The 15,462-nt window shown below is 69.0% G+C and carries 13 protein-coding genes and 1 pseudogene; 7 read left to right on the forward strand and 7 right to left on the reverse strand.

Annotated features, from left to right (window positions below; genetic code table 11):
* Positions 1-95 (forward strand): annotated as a pseudogene (locus tag ABZU91_RS10370) (ribonuclease Z); the annotation flags it as partial.
* 171 nt (positions 96-266) lie between these two features.
* On the opposite strand, the gene ABZU91_RS10375 reads toward ABZU91_RS10370, so the two are convergent.
* The 6 genes from ABZU91_RS10375 to ABZU91_RS10400 form a co-directional block, all read right to left on the reverse strand.
* Positions 267-1,334: a succinate dehydrogenase/fumarate reductase iron-sulfur subunit gene (locus tag ABZU91_RS10375; protein ID WP_355237013.1), complete on the reverse strand. Its 1,068-nt coding sequence runs from the start codon at positions 1,332-1,334 to the stop codon at positions 267-269.
* Positions 1,331-3,259, reverse strand: a complete 1,929-nt coding sequence (locus ABZU91_RS10380; RefSeq protein WP_355237015.1) for a fumarate reductase/succinate dehydrogenase flavoprotein subunit — start codon at positions 3,257-3,259, stop codon at positions 1,331-1,333. The genes ABZU91_RS10375 and ABZU91_RS10380 overlap by 4 nt, the downstream gene beginning before the upstream one ends.
* 12 nt (positions 3,260-3,271) lie before the next feature.
* Positions 3,272-4,078 carry a hypothetical protein gene (locus ABZU91_RS10385; protein WP_355237018.1) on the reverse strand — a complete coding sequence of 269 codons (807 nt, stop codon included), beginning with the start codon at positions 4,076-4,078 and terminating at the stop codon, positions 3,272-3,274.
* A gap of 233 nt (positions 4,079-4,311) precedes the next feature.
* Positions 4,312-5,718, reverse strand: coding sequence for a metallopeptidase TldD-related protein (locus tag ABZU91_RS10390; protein ID WP_355237021.1), 1,407 nt, complete (start codon positions 5,716-5,718; stop codon positions 4,312-4,314).
* A gap of 58 nt (positions 5,719-5,776) precedes the next feature.
* Complete coding sequence (locus ABZU91_RS10395; RefSeq protein WP_355237024.1) at positions 5,777-7,213, reverse strand: TldD/PmbA family protein; 1,437 nt, start codon at positions 7,211-7,213, stop codon at positions 5,777-5,779.
* A gap of 32 nt (positions 7,214-7,245) precedes the next feature.
* Positions 7,246-7,794 (reverse strand): Uma2 family endonuclease, encoded by a 549-nt coding sequence (locus ABZU91_RS10400; protein WP_355237027.1) that lies wholly within the window; start codon positions 7,792-7,794, stop codon positions 7,246-7,248.
* Positions 7,795-8,010: 216 nt separating this feature from the next.
* Here ABZU91_RS10400 and ABZU91_RS10405 point away from each other — a divergent pair, with 216 nt between their 5' ends.
* The 6 genes from ABZU91_RS10405 to ABZU91_RS10430 all read left to right on the forward strand — a co-directional run bounded on the left by ABZU91_RS10405 (position 8,011) and on the right by ABZU91_RS10430 (position 14,365).
* Complete coding sequence (locus ABZU91_RS10405) at positions 8,011-9,054, forward strand: ABC transporter ATP-binding protein (RefSeq protein WP_355237030.1); 1,044 nt, start codon at positions 8,011-8,013, stop codon at positions 9,052-9,054.
* Positions 9,051-10,085 (forward strand): dipeptide ABC transporter ATP-binding protein, encoded by a 1,035-nt coding sequence (locus ABZU91_RS10410; protein WP_355237033.1) that lies wholly within the window; start codon positions 9,051-9,053, stop codon positions 10,083-10,085. Before ABZU91_RS10405 ends, ABZU91_RS10410 begins: the two co-directional genes overlap by 4 nt.
* Positions 10,082-11,089 carry an ABC transporter permease gene (locus ABZU91_RS10415; protein ID WP_355237036.1) on the forward strand — a complete coding sequence of 336 codons (1,008 nt, stop codon included), beginning with the start codon at positions 10,082-10,084 and terminating at the stop codon, positions 11,087-11,089. The genes ABZU91_RS10410 and ABZU91_RS10415 overlap by 4 nt, the downstream gene beginning before the upstream one ends.
* 10 nt (positions 11,090-11,099) lie before the next feature.
* Complete coding sequence (locus ABZU91_RS10420) at positions 11,100-12,086, forward strand: ABC transporter permease (protein ID WP_355237039.1); 987 nt, start codon at positions 11,100-11,102, stop codon at positions 12,084-12,086.
* 147 nt (positions 12,087-12,233) lie between these two features.
* The gene (locus ABZU91_RS10425; RefSeq protein WP_355237042.1) at positions 12,234-13,976 is read left to right on the forward strand and encodes an ABC transporter substrate-binding protein; all 1,743 of its coding nucleotides are present in this window, start codon (positions 12,234-12,236) and stop codon (positions 13,974-13,976) included.
* Between the two features lie 95 nt (positions 13,977-14,071).
* A complete protein-coding gene (locus ABZU91_RS10430) occupies positions 14,072-14,365 on the forward strand; it encodes a hypothetical protein (protein ID WP_355237045.1) in 294 nt (97 codons plus the stop codon).
* A gap of 280 nt (positions 14,366-14,645) precedes the next feature.
* On the opposite strand, the gene ABZU91_RS10435 is transcribed toward ABZU91_RS10430, so the two are convergent.
* Entirely contained in the window at positions 14,646-15,410 is a 765-nt protein-coding gene (locus ABZU91_RS10435; RefSeq protein ID WP_355237048.1) for a DUF427 domain-containing protein, read from the reverse strand.
* Positions 15,411-15,462 lie beyond the last annotated feature (52 nt).

Genomic DNA, 15,462 nt, shown 5'->3' on the forward strand with positions numbered 1-15,462 from the left:
TGCACTTCCCCGCAGGCGGCGCCGAGTACTTCGCCCGACTGCGGCACGCCACCTCCTTCTACGAGACCGCGGAGCTGGCGGTCACCCCGATCGACCTCCCGCCCGCCCTCCTCCACCATCCCGTTGATCATGAAGTTGTTGCCATGACACGCCGGTAGGCAGGGCAATAACTTCATGATCAACGGGCCCAGGGGTGGGGAGAGGGTGGGGGAGACGGGGACGGGGGCTGTCGGCAAAGCCGACAGCCCCCGTCTCTGGTGGTCTGACTAGTGCTTGTCGTCCTGGTCCGGGTGGGCGAAGTTCAGGTGCTCCGGAGGCAGCGGGAAGGTCACGTCGTCGCCGAACGGCGACGGCGCGGCTGCCCGGTCGAAGGTGAGCTCCGTCAGCGGCAGCTTGCCCCGGTCGTCGACCGCCGGAGCGGTCGGGTGGGGGACCTCGCGGTGCCAGTTGACGCCGCTCTGCGCCTGCGCCTCGGCCTGCGGGTCGTGCGAGCCGCCAGCGTGCGAGTGCACGCCGCCCCGGCTCGTACCCGGCAGGCTCGCCGAGCCCTGACGGGCGGTGGTCACGCTGGTCTGGGGCGTCTCGCCCCGACGGAAGATCTTGCTACCAAGCCACACAAGGGGATCGTACCTGCGGTCGACGACGCGTTCCTTCATGGGGATGATCCCGTTGTCGGTGATCTTGATGTGCTCGGGGCAGACCTCGGTGCAGCACTTGGTGATGTTGCAGAAACCAAGGCCCTGTTCGGCCTGGGCGTACTCCTTGCGGTCGGTCCGGGCGTCCAGCGGGTGCATGTCCAGCTCGGCCGCCCGGATGAAGTACCGCGGACCGGAGAACGCCTGCTTGTTCTCCTCGTGGTCGCGGATCACGTGGCAGACGTTCTGGCACAGGAAGCACTCGATGCACTTGCGGAACTCCTGCGAGCGCTCCACGTCGACCTGCTGCATCCGGTAGTCGCCCGGGGCGACGTCCGCCGGAGGGGCGAACGCCGGGGTCTCCCGTGCCTTCTCGTAGTTGAACGAGACGTCGGTGACCAGGTCCCGGATGACGGGGAAGGTCCGCAGCGGCGTGACCGTCACGGTCTCCTCGTCACCGAAGGTCGACATCCGGGTCATGCAGCCCAGTCGCGGCTTGCCGTTGATCTCCATCGAGCAGGAGCCGCACTTGCCGGCCTTGCAGTTCCATCGGCAGGCCAGGTCGGGCGCATCCGTGGCCTGGAGGCGGTGGATGACGTCGAGGACGACCTCGCCCTCGTTCACCTCGACCATGTAGTCCTGCAGGTCGCCGCCGGTCTCGTCACCCCGCCAGATCCGGAACTGACGCTTCTCGCTCATCGGTTGTCCGCCTCTCCAGCGTCGGAGACGAGAGCGTCGAAGTCGGTGAGCTCCTCGTCGGTGAGGTACTTGGCCAGCTCCGCCCGGTCGAAGAGGCCGATCAGCTCCGGCCGCATCTTCGGCAACGGCTTACGGGTGAGCCGTACGGCGTCGCCGTCCAGGGAACAGACGAGGTTCACCTGCCGCCACTTCGGCTCCATCGTCGGATAGTCCTCGCGGGTGTGCCCACCCCGCGACTCCTGCCGCTCCAGCGCCGCCTTCGCGGTGCACTCCGAGACGACAAGCATGTTGCGCAGGTCCAGGGCGAGGTGCCAGCCCGGGTTGTAGCGGCGACCGCCGGCGGCGCTGACCTTGGCCACCCGCTCGCGCAGCTCCGCGAGCCGCACCAGCGCGTCGGCCAGCTCGCCCTCGCGCCGGATGATGCCCACCAGGTCTCCCATCACCGCCTGGAGGTCCTGCTGAAGGGTGTACGGGCTCTCGCCGGTGTCCCGCTGCAACGGGGCCAACGCGGTCTCCACGGCTGCCTCGACCGCGTCCACGGCCACCTTCGGCCGGGCGGACAACCCGTCGGCGTAGCTGGCCGCGTGGCCGCCCGCCCGCTTGCCGAACACCAGCAGGTCGGACAGGGAGTTGCCGCCGAGGCGGTTGGAGCCGTGCATGCCGCCGGACACCTCGCCGGCGGCGAACAGGCCGCGTACGTGGCCGAAGGCGGCACCCGAATCCGGGTCCACCTCGACGCCGCCCATCACGTAGTGACAGGTCGGCCCGACCTCCATCGGCTCGGAGGTGATGTCGACGTCGGCCAGCTCCTTGAACTGGTGGTACATCGAGGGCAGCCGGCGGCGGATCTCGTCGGCCGAGCGCCGGCTCGCGATGTCCAGGAAGACACCGCCGGCGGGGGAGCCCCGACCGGCCTTGACCTCGCTGTTGATCGCGCGGGCCACCTCGTCACGGGGCAGCAGCTCCGGCGGACGCCGGTTGTTGTCCGGGTCGGTGTACCAGCGGTCCGCCTCCTCCTCGGTCTCCGCGTACTGCTTGCGGAAGACGTCGGGGACGTAGTCGAACATGAACCGCTTGCCCTCGGAGTTCTTCAGGACACCACCGTCGCCACGGACCGACTCGGTGACCAGGATGCCCTTCACCGAGGGCGGCCAGACCATGCCGGTCGGGTGGAACTGGAGGAACTCCATGTTGATCAGCGTCGCCCCGGCGCGCAGCGCCAACGCGTGCCCGTCCCCGGTGTACTCCCAGGAGTTCGACGTGACCTTGTAGGAGCGTCCGACACCGCCGGTGGCCAGCACCACGGCCGGCGCCTCGAAGAGGATGAACTCCCCGGACTCGCGGTAGTAGCCGAACGCGCCCGCGACCCGGTCACCGTCGAGCAGCAGCTCGGTGATGGTCGTCTCGGAGAAGACCTTGATCCGGGCGTCGTACGAGCCGAACTCGCGCTTGTCCTCCTGCTGCAGCGAGACGATCTTCTGCTGGAGGGTGCGGATCAGCTCCAGGCCCGTCCGGTCGCCCACGTGCGCCAGTCGGGGGTACTCGTGCCCGCCGAAGTTGCGCTGGGAGATCTTGCCGTCCTTCGTACGGTCGAAGAGCGCGCCGTACGTCTCCAGCTCCCAGATCCGCTGCGGCGACTCCTTCGCGTGCAGCTCGGCCATCCGGAAGTTGTTGAGGAACTTGCCGCCGCGCATGGTGTCGCGGAAGTGCACCTGCCAGCTGTCGCGGCTGTTCACGTTGCCCATCGCGGCCGCGGCGCCGCCCTCGGCCATCACCGTGTGTGCCTTGCCGAACAGCGACTTCGAGATGATCGCCGTCTTCTTGCCGGCGAGGCGGGCCTCGATGGCGGCGCGCAGACCGGCGCCGCCGGCCCCGATGACGACGACGTCGTAGTGGTGTCGTTCGATGCGAGTGGTTGTGGTCATGTCAGGGGCCCTTTAGTTGATGAACCGCAGGTCGTTGAACCAGCCGGCAGACAGCGCCATCACGTAGAAGTCGGTCAGCGCGAGGGTGCCGAGGGTGATCCAGGCGAGCTGCATGTGCCGGACGTTCAACGCCGAGACGAAGGTCCACGCGCGGTAGCGCACCGGGTGCTTGGAGAAGTGCTTGAGCCGGCCGCCGATGATGTGCCGGCAGGAGTGGCAGGAGATCGTGTACGCCCAGAGCATCACCACGTTGAGCAGCAGGACGAGGTTGCCCAGCCCGAAGCCGAAGCCCTTGGGCGAGTGGAAGGCGAGGATCGCGTCCCACGTGTTGATCAGCGAGATGATCGCGGCGGCGTAGAAGAAGTAGCGGTGCAGGTTCTGCCCGAGCAGCGGGAAACGGGTCTCCCCGCCGTACTCCTTGTGGCCGTCCGGGACGGCGCAGGCCGGCGGCGACAGCCAGAACGACCGGTAGTACGCCTTGCGGTAGTAGTAGCAGGTGAGCCGGAACAGCAGCAGGAACGGCAGGGTCAGCGCGGCGTCCGGGATGATCCACCAGCCGGGCAGGAACCTGCCGAAGTGCGAGGCCTGCTCGACACACCGGTCGGTCACGCACGGGGAGTAGAACGGGGTCAGGTAGTGGAACTGGTCCACCCAGTACCACTTGTGCATGAACACCCGGACCGTCGCGTACGCCACCCAGGCGCTCAGCCCGATCACCGTGATCAGCGGGGCGAACCACCATCGGTCGGTACGCAACGTCTTCGCCGTGATGGCGGCGCGCGCCCGCGCCCCCCGCGGCCTCGTTGCCGTTGAAGTCATTCGAGTCGTCTCCTCGACGGGCCCGTACGGGCGGGCTGATCTCTCCGGTCGGCACGCGGACCGGCGAACCCGCACCCGCTGCCACGTCATGCGCACACCAACGACCACGTCGGATCGACCGACGCAGCTAAGTGACACACGTTACGCCGATCTTTGCGAGCCGTCCGCGCAAGGGAGTGTCCCGTGTGTCTGGCCTGCGAAAACGCCGTCGGCGCGCCGGATAGCCGGAGACATCAGCCCGACGCGCCGCCGGTGAAGTGCCAGGACGCCAGCCGCACCGAGGGCGCCGCCCACCAGGCACCGTCCACCCGATCCGGTTGACGCACGGTCTCGGAGCCCAGCCCGAGGACCGCACCCGGTCCGAGCGCCCGGGGGTACGACTCGGTGAACCGCAGGTCGCGGACCGCCCGGACGACCGTGCCGTCCTCGATCAGCCACACCCCGTTGCGGGTCAACCCGGTGACGACGAGGCTCTTCGGGTCGAGCACACGGGTGTACCAGAGATCGGTGACCAGCAGTCCCCGTCGTACCCCGGCGACCAGCGCCGCGGTGTCCGCGTCGACGACCGCGCCGGCCGCCGAGCCCGTGGTGTTCCGGCCGGTCGCGCTCATCGGGCCCGCCGCCGCGGCGGCCAGGCGGACGTTACGGGCCATGGGCCCCCAGGCGGCACCGCCCGCAATCGCGTGCCCGGTGGACTCCGCACCCGCCTCGGCGGCGGTCCGCCGGTCGTGCGCGACCGCCAGCGTGGTGCCCTCGTCGACGAACGTCACCGCCCGCCGGCCGGTGCCCTCGGCGTCGAACGGCAGACCCGACGCGCCGAGCGGATCGTCCACCAGGGTCACCAGCCGGTCGAACTGTGCCGCGCCCGGCTCGGCGAAGGACTGCCGCTCGGCGTACCGCTTGCCGTTGAAGCCGTACCAGCACAGGTTCTGCAACAGGTCCGCCACTGCGGCCGGCTCGAACACCACCTCGTAGCGTCCCGGCGGCAACTCGACCGGATCGGCCGCCGCCTGCGCCTTGGCGGCGGCGTGTGCGCCCAGCTGGGCGCCGTCGAGGTCGGACAGCCGGTCCGCGCTGCGCCGCGCGACACCGTCCGCGCCGTCGCGTCGCGCGATGCCGTCCATCGCGGCCTCCGCCGAGCGGCCGTACGCGCTGTGCCCCGCCGAGTTGGCGAACGCCGACGAGCGGTGCGCGGTACGGCAGTAACCGGCAGTCGTGAGGCCCCCGGCGGCGGCCACGAACGCGCCCACCCGGTCGGCCCGCTGGTCCGGCTCGGCGTAGGCGGTCGCCTCGTCGACGGGCGGCGCGACCGGCGCGGGCGTGGGCGGCGCCAGGCCGGGCCAGCCCGGGTCGAGTGGGCCGAGGCGCGCTGCGGCGAGGGTCCGTTCGACGAGCGCCTGCAACCCGTCGGAGGTGACGATGCTGCCGCTCCCGGCGACGGTCCGCCCGTCGGCGTGCACCCGCAGCCGGACGCCGACCGTCGACTCGGAGACGTTCTGGTGGACGGCCGAGTTGGCAAAGCGGGTGAGCGCCAGGTCCGCCCGGGTCACCACCACCTCGGCCTGCACTGCCGGGCCACCAGCCCGCCGGACCAGCTCGACGACCTGCCCCGCCAGCTCCAACTCACTCCTCGCGCTCACGCGGATCCGCCTTTCGTTCGCGACTGCGGGGCTCGCAAACCCGGCTCACTCCTCGCGCTCACGCGGATACCCCCACCCGGACGTTCTTGAAGCGGGCCGGCGCGGCCGGGTGGCCGGTGTGCCCGATCTGGCCCGGCTGGCCCTTGCCGCAGTTGGGTGTCCCCCAGGGCACGGTCTCGCCGGAGAGCATGTCCATCGAACGCCAGAACAGCGGGCCGATCCCGGTGTACGTCGGGTTGCGCAGCATCCGCCCCCGCCGACCGTTCTTGATCTCCCAGCCGACCTCGCAACCGAACTGGAAGTTGAGCCGCTTGTCGTCGATCGACCAGGAGCGGTTGAGGTCCATCAACACACCGTCGTCGGTGGCCGCGATGATCTCGTCCAGGGTGTGCGGGCCGGGTTCCAGGCCCACGTTCGTCATCCGCACCATCGGCAGTCGGGCCCACCCGTCGGCGCGGACGCTGCCGCCGTAGTCGAGGCCCGCCATGGCTGCGGAGTCGCGGCCCGCGAGCACGCCCACCCAGCGGCCGTCGCGGACCGCGTCCCGCTTGACGGCGGGTGAGCCCTCGTCGTCGAAGCCGAAGCTGCCCAACGCTCCGGGGATCGTCGGGTCGATGGTGATGTTCATCAGTTCGGAGCCGTAGCGCAGCGAGCCGAGCTGGGCCAGGTCCAGCCAGGACGTTCCGGCGAACGCGGCTTCCCAGCCGAGGATTCGGTCCAACTCGATCGCGTGCCCCACCGACTCGTGGATCTGCAGGGCCAACTGCTCGCCGCCGAGGATCAGATCCGTCTCGCCGGCCGGGCAGGGTGGCGCGGTGAGGAGCGCCCGGGACTCCTCGGCGATCTGCGCGGCGTGCGCGGCCAGGTCGAGCGATTCGACCAGCTCCCAGCCGGTGGTGCCGTACTGCCCCCGGTAACTGGGCCAGGACCGCCGCTGCGTCTCGCCGTCGCCGATCGAGGTGGCCGATATACCGCCGCCGCACTCGCGGATCCGCTGGTCGATGCGGTGGCCCTCGCTGGAGACGAACCACTTCGCGGTGTCCCAGATCTGGTAGAGCCCTTCGGCCAGGTCCGCGCCGTGCTCGGCCATCGTGCGGGTCGCGCCGACCAGCAGGTCACCCTTGTCGGACAGCGGCACTCCGAGCGGGTCGACCCGGCAGTCCGAGGACCAGCTCGCGGTCACGGCCTCGGCCTCGACCAGGTCGACCGGGGGGCCGGGCACCCGCGCGCTCGCCATCGCGGTCCGGGTCGCGCGCCGCCCGGCGTCGCGGGCGGCGGCGTCCGACAGATCGGGTACGGCGTGAAAGCCCCAACTCGCACCGACCAGGGCCCGGACGCCCAGTCCGATGCTCTCGTCCTGGGTCAGCTCCTCCACGTCGCCGTTGCGCGCGGTCATCGACTCGTAGCGGCGGTACATCACCCGCGCGTCGGCGTACCGCGCTCCCGCATCGAGGGCGGCCTGCACGGCGGCGGTGGCCGCGTCGAACTCGGTCATGCGACGACCCTAGGGCAGCGGACCGACACCCGTCAGGGAAGAAGTTCTTCCGGCCGGATGGTCACTTTCACCGGCTCGGTCAGTTCCAGAACCTCGCCGCGCTTCGCGGCCCCTACTTCGACGTAGTGGCCGCCTTGGCGACGGTAGAGGTGCAGCGCGCCGGTCTCCTGTTCCACCAACAGAAACCACCCGATCCCGGCGGCGGCGTAATAGTGCATCTTCAACACCTTGTCGGTGGATGCATTGCTCGGTGAGATGATCTCGCATACCAACCGCACATCACCCGCTTCGACGTTGAGTTCGTCGAAGTCGATCGGACCGGTGATCACGAGGTCGGGGATCGGGATCCGACCGGGGCGGAGTCGGACGTTCACCGCCTCCAGTAATTCGAGGCCGGCGGGCCCGGTGGCTGCTTCGAGGATGTTGCCGAGCCTGCGGGAGATGCGCTGGTGTCGGGGGGTGGGGGCTGGGGTCACGTGGAGGCTCCCGTCGAAGAGTTCGACGCGTTGCTGCGTCTCGCCGAGGGCGAGGTAGTCCTCTTCGCTCCACGGGCCTTCGTGGTTGAACACCGCCGCGGTCATCGTCACCTCCACCTCGTGCCACGGGCATCCTCTGCTGGCAGCTCGCCCAATGGTCGCACCTGGCGTGCTCTCAAGACCATGAGTGCCCGAGGTGAGGGCTGTTCAGGGCCGATGCGGACTCGTTACGCTCGGGCCCGCTGACACGTGCCGAGCTTGTAGCTTATTTTCACCCTCTCGACATTGTTGTAAGTTCTCTTCGTCACTGAGGGAGGTGCCGTGGACAGCTCGGATGCCTACCTGCGGGTGAGCGACCTGCGGGTTCGGTTCGACACCTCCGACGGCGTGGTGCGCGCGGTCGACGGGGTGTCCTTCGCCGTCGAGCGGGGGCGCACGCTCGGGATCGTCGGCGAGTCCGGCTCCGGCAAGAGCGTCACGTCGCTGGCCATTCTCGGCCTGCACGATCCCAAGCGAGCCACCATCACCGGGGAGATCTCCGTCGGCGGCCGGCAGCTCGTCGGTCTGCCCGACGAGGAGGTACGTCGGCTGCGCGGCCGGGACATGGCGATGATCTTTCAGGATCCGCTGTCCGCGCTGCACCCGTACTACAGCGTCGGCAAGCAGATCGCCGAGGCGTACCGGGTGCACCACCCGAAGGCCAGCCGGCGCGAGGCCCGCCAGCGGACGGTGGACATGCTGGGCCGGGTGGGCATCCCGCAACCGGACCGCCGCTTCGATGCGTACCCCCACGAGTTCTCCGGTGGCATGCGCCAGCGGACGATGATCGCGATGTCCCTGGTCAACGACCCGGCGCTGTTGATCGCCGACGAGCCGACCACCGCGCTGGACGTGACCGTGCAGGCGCAGATCCTCGATCTGCTCGCCGGCCTCCAGGCCGAGTTCCACTCCGCGATCATCCTGATCACCCACGACCTCGGCGTCGTCGGTCAGGTGGCCGACGACGTGCTGGTCATGTACGGCGGGCGGGCCGTGGAGCACGGCAGCGTGGAGCAGGTGCTCCGCTCGCCGCAGCATCCGTACACCTGGGGGTTGCTCTCCAGCGTGCCGTCGCTGCACGGCGACGCGGACGCGGACCTGGTGCCGATCCCCGGCAATCCGCCCAGCCTGATCAACCTGCCGTCCGGGTGCGCCTTCCACCCGCGCTGCCGTTACGACGACCGGGTCGGTGACCGGTCCCGCACCGAGGTGCCCGAGTTGCGGCCGGCGGGCGGCGACGGCCACCTGGTCGCCTGCCACCTGAGCGCCGAGGAGCGCAGCGCGATCTACGCCGAGAACGTGGCATCCGTGGGGGTGGCCCGATGAGCGACGAACCACTGCTGCGGGTCCGCGGGCTGACCAAGCACTTTCCGGTACGGCAGGGACTGCGCGCCACCGGCACGGTGCGGGCGGTCGACGGGCTCGACTTCGACGTGCGCCCCGGCGAGACGCTCGGCCTGGTGGGGGAGTCGGGCTGCGGTAAGACGACCACCGGCCGGATGCTGGTGCGGCTGCTGGAACCGACGAGCGGCAGCATCGAGTTCGCCGGAAGGGACATCACCCACGCGGGCCGGCGGGAGCTGCGCCCGCTGCGGCAGGAACTCCAGATCATCTTTCAGGACCCGTACGCGTCGCTGAACCCCCGGCACACCGTCGGCCGGATCGTGGCGATGCCGTTGCAGGTCAACGGCATCAAGCCGCCCGGTGGGATCAAGGCGCGGGTGCAGGAGCTGCTGGAGCTGGTCGGGCTGAACCCGGAGCACTACAACCGGTACCCGCACGAGTTCTCCGGCGGTCAGCGCCAGCGCATCGGCATCGCCCGGGCGCTCGCGCTGCGACCGAAGCTGATCGTCGCCGACGAGCCGGTGAGCGCGCTGGACGTCTCGATCCAGGCGCAGGTCGTCAACCTGCTGCGCGACCTGCAACGGGAGCTGGATCTGGCATTCGTGTTCATCGCGCACGACCTGGCCGTGGTCCGGCATTTCTGCCAGCGGGTCGCGGTCATGTACCTGGGCCGGATCGTGGAGATCGGCGACCGGAACGACATCTACGAGCGCCCGCAGCATCCGTACACCCGTGCGCTGCTCTCGGCGATCCCGGACGTCACGCAGCTCGGCCCGGCGGGCCGGATCCGGCTGACGGGTGACGTGCCCACGCCGCTCGATCCGCCGTCGGGCTGCCGGTTCCGTACCCGCTGCTGGAAGGCGCAGGACGTGTGCGCCACCGAGGAGCCCGCGCTGGTGCCGCGCGACGGCGGACGGCAAGCCACCGCGTGTCACTTCCCCGAAGGGGAAACGGCCGGCATCAGCCCCGGCCCCGAGGTGGCGGCCCCGAACGTCGAGGAGGTGTCGTCGTGAGCCTGTCCCCGGTGGAGGGTCTGGCGCTGGCCGAGATCGAGTCCGGCTCGGACGCGGGCGGACCGGAGGCCACGGGCGTCGTCGGTCGGTCGCCAGGTCAGCTCGCCTGGATGCGGCTGCGCCGCGACCGTACGGCCGTGGTCAGCGGCGTACTCCTGGTCTTCTTCATGGTGTTGGGGTTGTCCGCCCCGCTGATCGAGATGGTCTACGGCGTCGGGCCGCGCGAGCAGTTCCAGAGCCTGCTCGACGGCTTCGGCATGCCGCTCGGTTACGTCGGCGGGGTCACCGGCGAGCACTGGTTCGGTCTGGAACCGGGGCTGGGCCGGGACATCTTCATCCGGTTGATCTACGGGCTGCGCACGTCGCTGTTCATCGCGTTCGCCGCGGCCCTGATCACGGCCGCGATCGGCATCGTGCTCGGCGCGCTGGCCGGTTACCTCGGCGGCTGGCTCGACGCGGTGATCAACTGGATCACCGACCTGACTCTCGCCATGCCGTTCCTGATCATCGCGTTGGCGCTCACCCCCACGATCACGCTGCGCTTCTACGGCGAGCGGGGGCAGGTGTCGTCGGCGTTCGGGGTGGGTGTGCTCATCGCCGTGTTCGCGATCTTCGGTTGGACCAGCACGGCACGCCTGGTACGCGGACAGGTGATCGCGCTGCGCGAGCGGGAGTTCGTCGAGGCCGCCAAGGCCAGCGGCGCCGGGTTGGGGCACATCATCTTCCGGCAGCTCCTGCCGAACATCTGGGCGCCGATCCTGGTGTCGTTCTCCCTGGCGGTGCCGCAGTTCATCACCAGCGAGGCCGCGTTGTCGTTCATCGGCGTCGGTCTCAGCGACGAGACGCCGAGCTTCGGCCGGATGATCTACCGCAGTCTGGACTTCCTCCAGACCGACCCGGCGTACGTGTTCTTCCCGGGCATCACGATCTTCGCGCTGGTGTTCGCCTTCAACCTCTTCGGCGACGCGTTGCGGGACGCGCTCGACCCGAAGTCGTCCCGGTAGGGGTCACCTCATGACGCGATTTCTGATCAAGCGACTCTTCTCGGCGACGCTGACCCTGTTCGCGGTGAGCGTGCTGACGTTCCTGATGTTCTTCGCCCTGCCACGCGATCCCGTGAGCAGCATCTGCTCCAAGAACTGCAACCCGGAGCGGCTGGAACGGGTCCGCGACGACCTGGGCCTCAACGACCCGCTGATCAGCCAGTACGCCGGTTACATGAAGGGCATCGTGACCGGTCGGGACCTGGGCAGCGCCCAGGGTGGCCGCTGTGACGCGCCCTGCCTGGGCTGGTCGTACGTCACCAACGAGGCCGTCTCGGACACCATCGCCCGGGTATTGCCGGTGACGTTGAGCATCGTGATCCCGGCGGCGGTCCTCTGGCTGCTGCTCGGGGTGGGGCTGGGCATGGTCTCGGCGCTGCGTCGGGGCACCTGGGTGGACCGGCTGGCGATCGGCTTCTCGCTGACCGGCGCCTCGTTGCAGCTCTACTTCGTGGGCGCGGTGCTGCTGCTGGTGTTCGTCTACAACCTGCGGTGGCTGCCGGTGCCGAGCTACACGTCCCTCTTCGACAATCCGGCGAAGTGGGCGAGTGGGCTGGTACTCGCCTGGGTGGCGCTGGCCTTCCTGTTCTCGGCGATCTACGCCCGGCTGTCGCGGGCGCAGATGCTGGAGACGCTGTCCGAGGACTTCGTCCGGACCGCGCGGGCCAAGGGCCTGGCCAAACCCATGGTGTACGGGCGACACGCGCTGCGCGCGGCGATCACTCCGGTGGTGACCATCGCCGGGCTGGACGTGGGCGGGGCGCTGGGCGGCACGGTGATCACCGAGACGACGTTCGGCATCCAGGGGTTGGGGCGTACGGCGGTGGACGCCGTGCGCTCGGGTGACCTGCCCACCATCATGGCCACCGTGCTTATCGCCGCCGTCTTCGTGGTGCTGGCGAACGTGCTGGTGGACCTGCTGTACGCGACCATCGACCCACGGGTCCGACTGCGCTGAGCCGATCGCCGTCCCGCGGGCGGCTGCTGGCGGAATTTATCGACAACTGTTACACAACTTGCAGATTTTTTTTCCTTACGATCCTCGGGACGTCGGCGGTTCTCGCCCCGACGAAACCGCACGGCACATGGGTGAAGGAGGTACTTCATGCGACCACGCGTGGCGGTTGCCGCAGGCGGCGCGATCGCTCTGGTTGTGGCATTGGGTGCGTGCTCGAAGAACACGGGCGAGGGCACCACGGTGGACAACAACCGGCAGCAGACCGGGGTCATCGCGACCGACCCCAAGGACTCGAAGGGGCCGGCGGCCGAGGTGAGCGGCGCCGCGAAGGGCGGCACCTTCACCATCATCCGGGAGTCGCCGATCTCCCATCTCGACCCGCAGCGGACGTACTCGTTCGCGGGTCTCATGACCAACCCGCTCTTCGCGCGCTACCTGACCACCTGGAAGGACGACGGCAAGGGTGGTCTGGTTCTCGTCGGTGACCTCGCCGAGACGCCGGGCAAGAACGTCAACAACGACTGCAAGGTCTGGGAATTCACGATCAAGGATGGGGTGAAGTTCGAGGACGGCCGTCCGATCACCTCCAAGGAGATCGCGTACGGCATCGCCCGCTCCTTCGACCCGGACCTCTCCGGCGGCCCGACCTACCTCCAGGAGTGGCTGGCCGACAGCCCGCAGTTCGACACCAAGTGGGACTTCAAGAAGAACAAGACGTCCCTGCCGCCCGGCCTGACCACGCCGGACGCGAAGACGCTGCGGTTCGAGTTCGCCAAGCCCCGCTGTGACCTGCCGTTCGCGGTCTCGCTGCCGACCACCGCGCCGCTGCCGGCCGACAAGGACACCGGCATCGACCTGGACAAGCAGCCGTTCTCGTCCGGCCCCTACAAGGTCGCCAAGAACCAGGTCGGCGTGCAGATCACGCTGGACCGCAACCCCAACTGGGACCCGAACACCGACCCGGTCCGGCACCAGTACCCGGACCAGTTCGTCTGGTCCTTCGGCCCGACCGCGGACGCCGCCAACAACCGGGTGATCGCCGACAACGGCGCCGACCAGAGCGCGCTCGCCTTCAACGCCGTACCCGCCTCGCTGGTCGCCAAGGTGGCCGGGGACGCCGCGCTGAAGTCGCGCACCATCCTCTCGCCGACGCCGAGCGCCAACCAGCTCGTCATCAACAACCAGCGGGTCAAGGACCTCAAGGTTCGCCAGGCGCTCAACTACGCCATCGACCGGGAGGGCATGGTCAAGGCGCTCGGTGGCCAGAACGTCGCCGCCCCCCTGACCACGCTGATGCCGCCGGCCACGATCGGCTACAAGGCGTACGAGGCGTACCCGGCGGGCCCGAACGGTGACGTCGCGAAGGCCAAGGAGCTCCTCGGCGGGCAGACGCCGGAGCTGGTCCTCGGTGTCGCCGACAACTCGACCGAGCAGCAGCAGGGCGCCCAGCTCAAGGCCAACCTGGAGCGTGCCGGCTTCAAGATCACGCTGCGGAACATCTCCGACGACGCGAAGCTCGACGAGATCAAGAAGAAGGACAACCCCTGGGACCTGTACATCGGTAACTGGGCGGCGGACTGGCCGAGCGGCGCGGCGATCCTGCCGGTGCTCTACGACGGCCGCACCATCAAGGCCGAGGGCAACAGCAACCAGTCGTACTTCAACGATCCGACGATCAACGCCGAGATGGACCGCATCCTGGCGCTCGCACCGGCCGACCAGGGCCCGGAGTGGGCCAAGCTGGACGAGCGGATCATGAAGGAGTACGCGCCGGTGGTGCCGATGTACGTCGACGTGGCCTACCACGTGCACGGCTCGAAGGCCGGCGGTGTCTTCGTCTCCAGCGTCTTCGGCTACCCGTCGTTCGTCAACGCGTACGTGAAGCCGTAGCGCAGGCAGGCAGGGGCCCTCTTCCGACAGCGTCGTCGGGAGGGGGCCCTCGCCGTTCTGCCGGCGGGTGGTCCTTGCCGCGCGATGATGGCCATGTGAAGCCCATCTACCCCGATGACGGCGACGTCGATCGGAACGCCGTACCCGGCCTGCGCCCCGTACCTCCGGACGACGCGACGTCGGTCACGGTCGATGTCGACGGAGAGACGTTCTCCCTCCGCCCGAATGAGTGCGACGGCACCGACTACACATGGCTCAGCGGACCGAGGCCCGGCTACGGATTCGGTGTCGGTCCGACGCGCGGCCTGTCGCTCGACGAGCACAGGGAGAACATCCGCGACTACCTGGCCATGGTCGATCCCGCCACCGGGCGGATCGAGGACGACTGACATGAAGCCTCGGCTACAGATCTTGGACAGTTTCCGTTACGTGCTAACGGAAACTGTCCAAGATTGCGAGTTGCGGTGAGCGAGGAACGGCTCGGCCATCTTGCCGAGGCGCGGTCTTCGTCTGCAGCGTCTTCGGCTACCCGTCGTTCGCCAACGCGTACGTGAAGCCGTAGGTCACACCGTGGATAGGCAGGGTCCCCGCTCGACAATGCCGCCGGGCGTGCTGGGCATCCGTGCACCTGGGAACCTGTTCGATGCGGTGCCAGGGCGTGCGGTTGGTTCAGTGGAAGGGCGTTGACGGCCGGCTCTGTCGCTCGCCGTCGACGAAGAGATCGACTTTCTCGTTGTAGAAGGCGATCAGGCCGGCGATCGGCAGGAGTGCGGCGGTCGGGAAGTCGTACGACCAAGCCAGGTCCGGGTGGGTCTGGTCATCGATTCGGACGGACCAGTAGTCGCTGATCTGGCCCTTGTACGGGCAGGCGGTCCTCGTCGGCGACGCCACGAGGTGCTTGAAGTTCACGTCGGTCCGGTTGAGGTAGTAGCGGGGCGGCAGACCGGTTTCGAAGACCAGCACGGGCGATGTCGACTCGGCCAGGACGACGCCTTCCAGTTCCACCCTGACGCTGCGGGTGGAACGCACCGCGTCCACCCGCGCGAACGGGTTCCGGGGGTGCACGAAGACCTCTTCGTCCTCCTCGAACCAGGCATCCATGGCTGCCCAGTCGAACCGGATCGTGTTCGCCAACCCGGCAAGCGCGTCGTCCCCGTACAACCGCCCGCACGAAGGACGGACCGTCTCGCCGACCTGCAGCCCGTGCAGCCGTGCGGTCCCGCGCCGGGTCACCTCGGTGTGCTCGCCCTCGATCAACAGGTCGCGATTCAGGTCGTCGACGGGGATGTAGTACTGCGGGAAGAACGGCCATTCCCACACGTACAACGCCCGCGTGGTTTCCAGTACCTGCTCGCCGCCGAGGAAGGCTCGGATCCGGCGAGGCACCGGCTCGATGTGGTCGACCGGGACGATCATCTTCGGATAATCCGACACGCTGTCCTCCCGTGATGTGACGGCCGGCTCGGGCAGGCGCCGGCTCAACGAT

The organism is Micromonospora sp. NPDC005174 (genome assembly GCF_040608495.1).
GTDB lineage: Bacteria > Actinomycetota > Actinomycetes > Mycobacteriales > Micromonosporaceae > Micromonospora.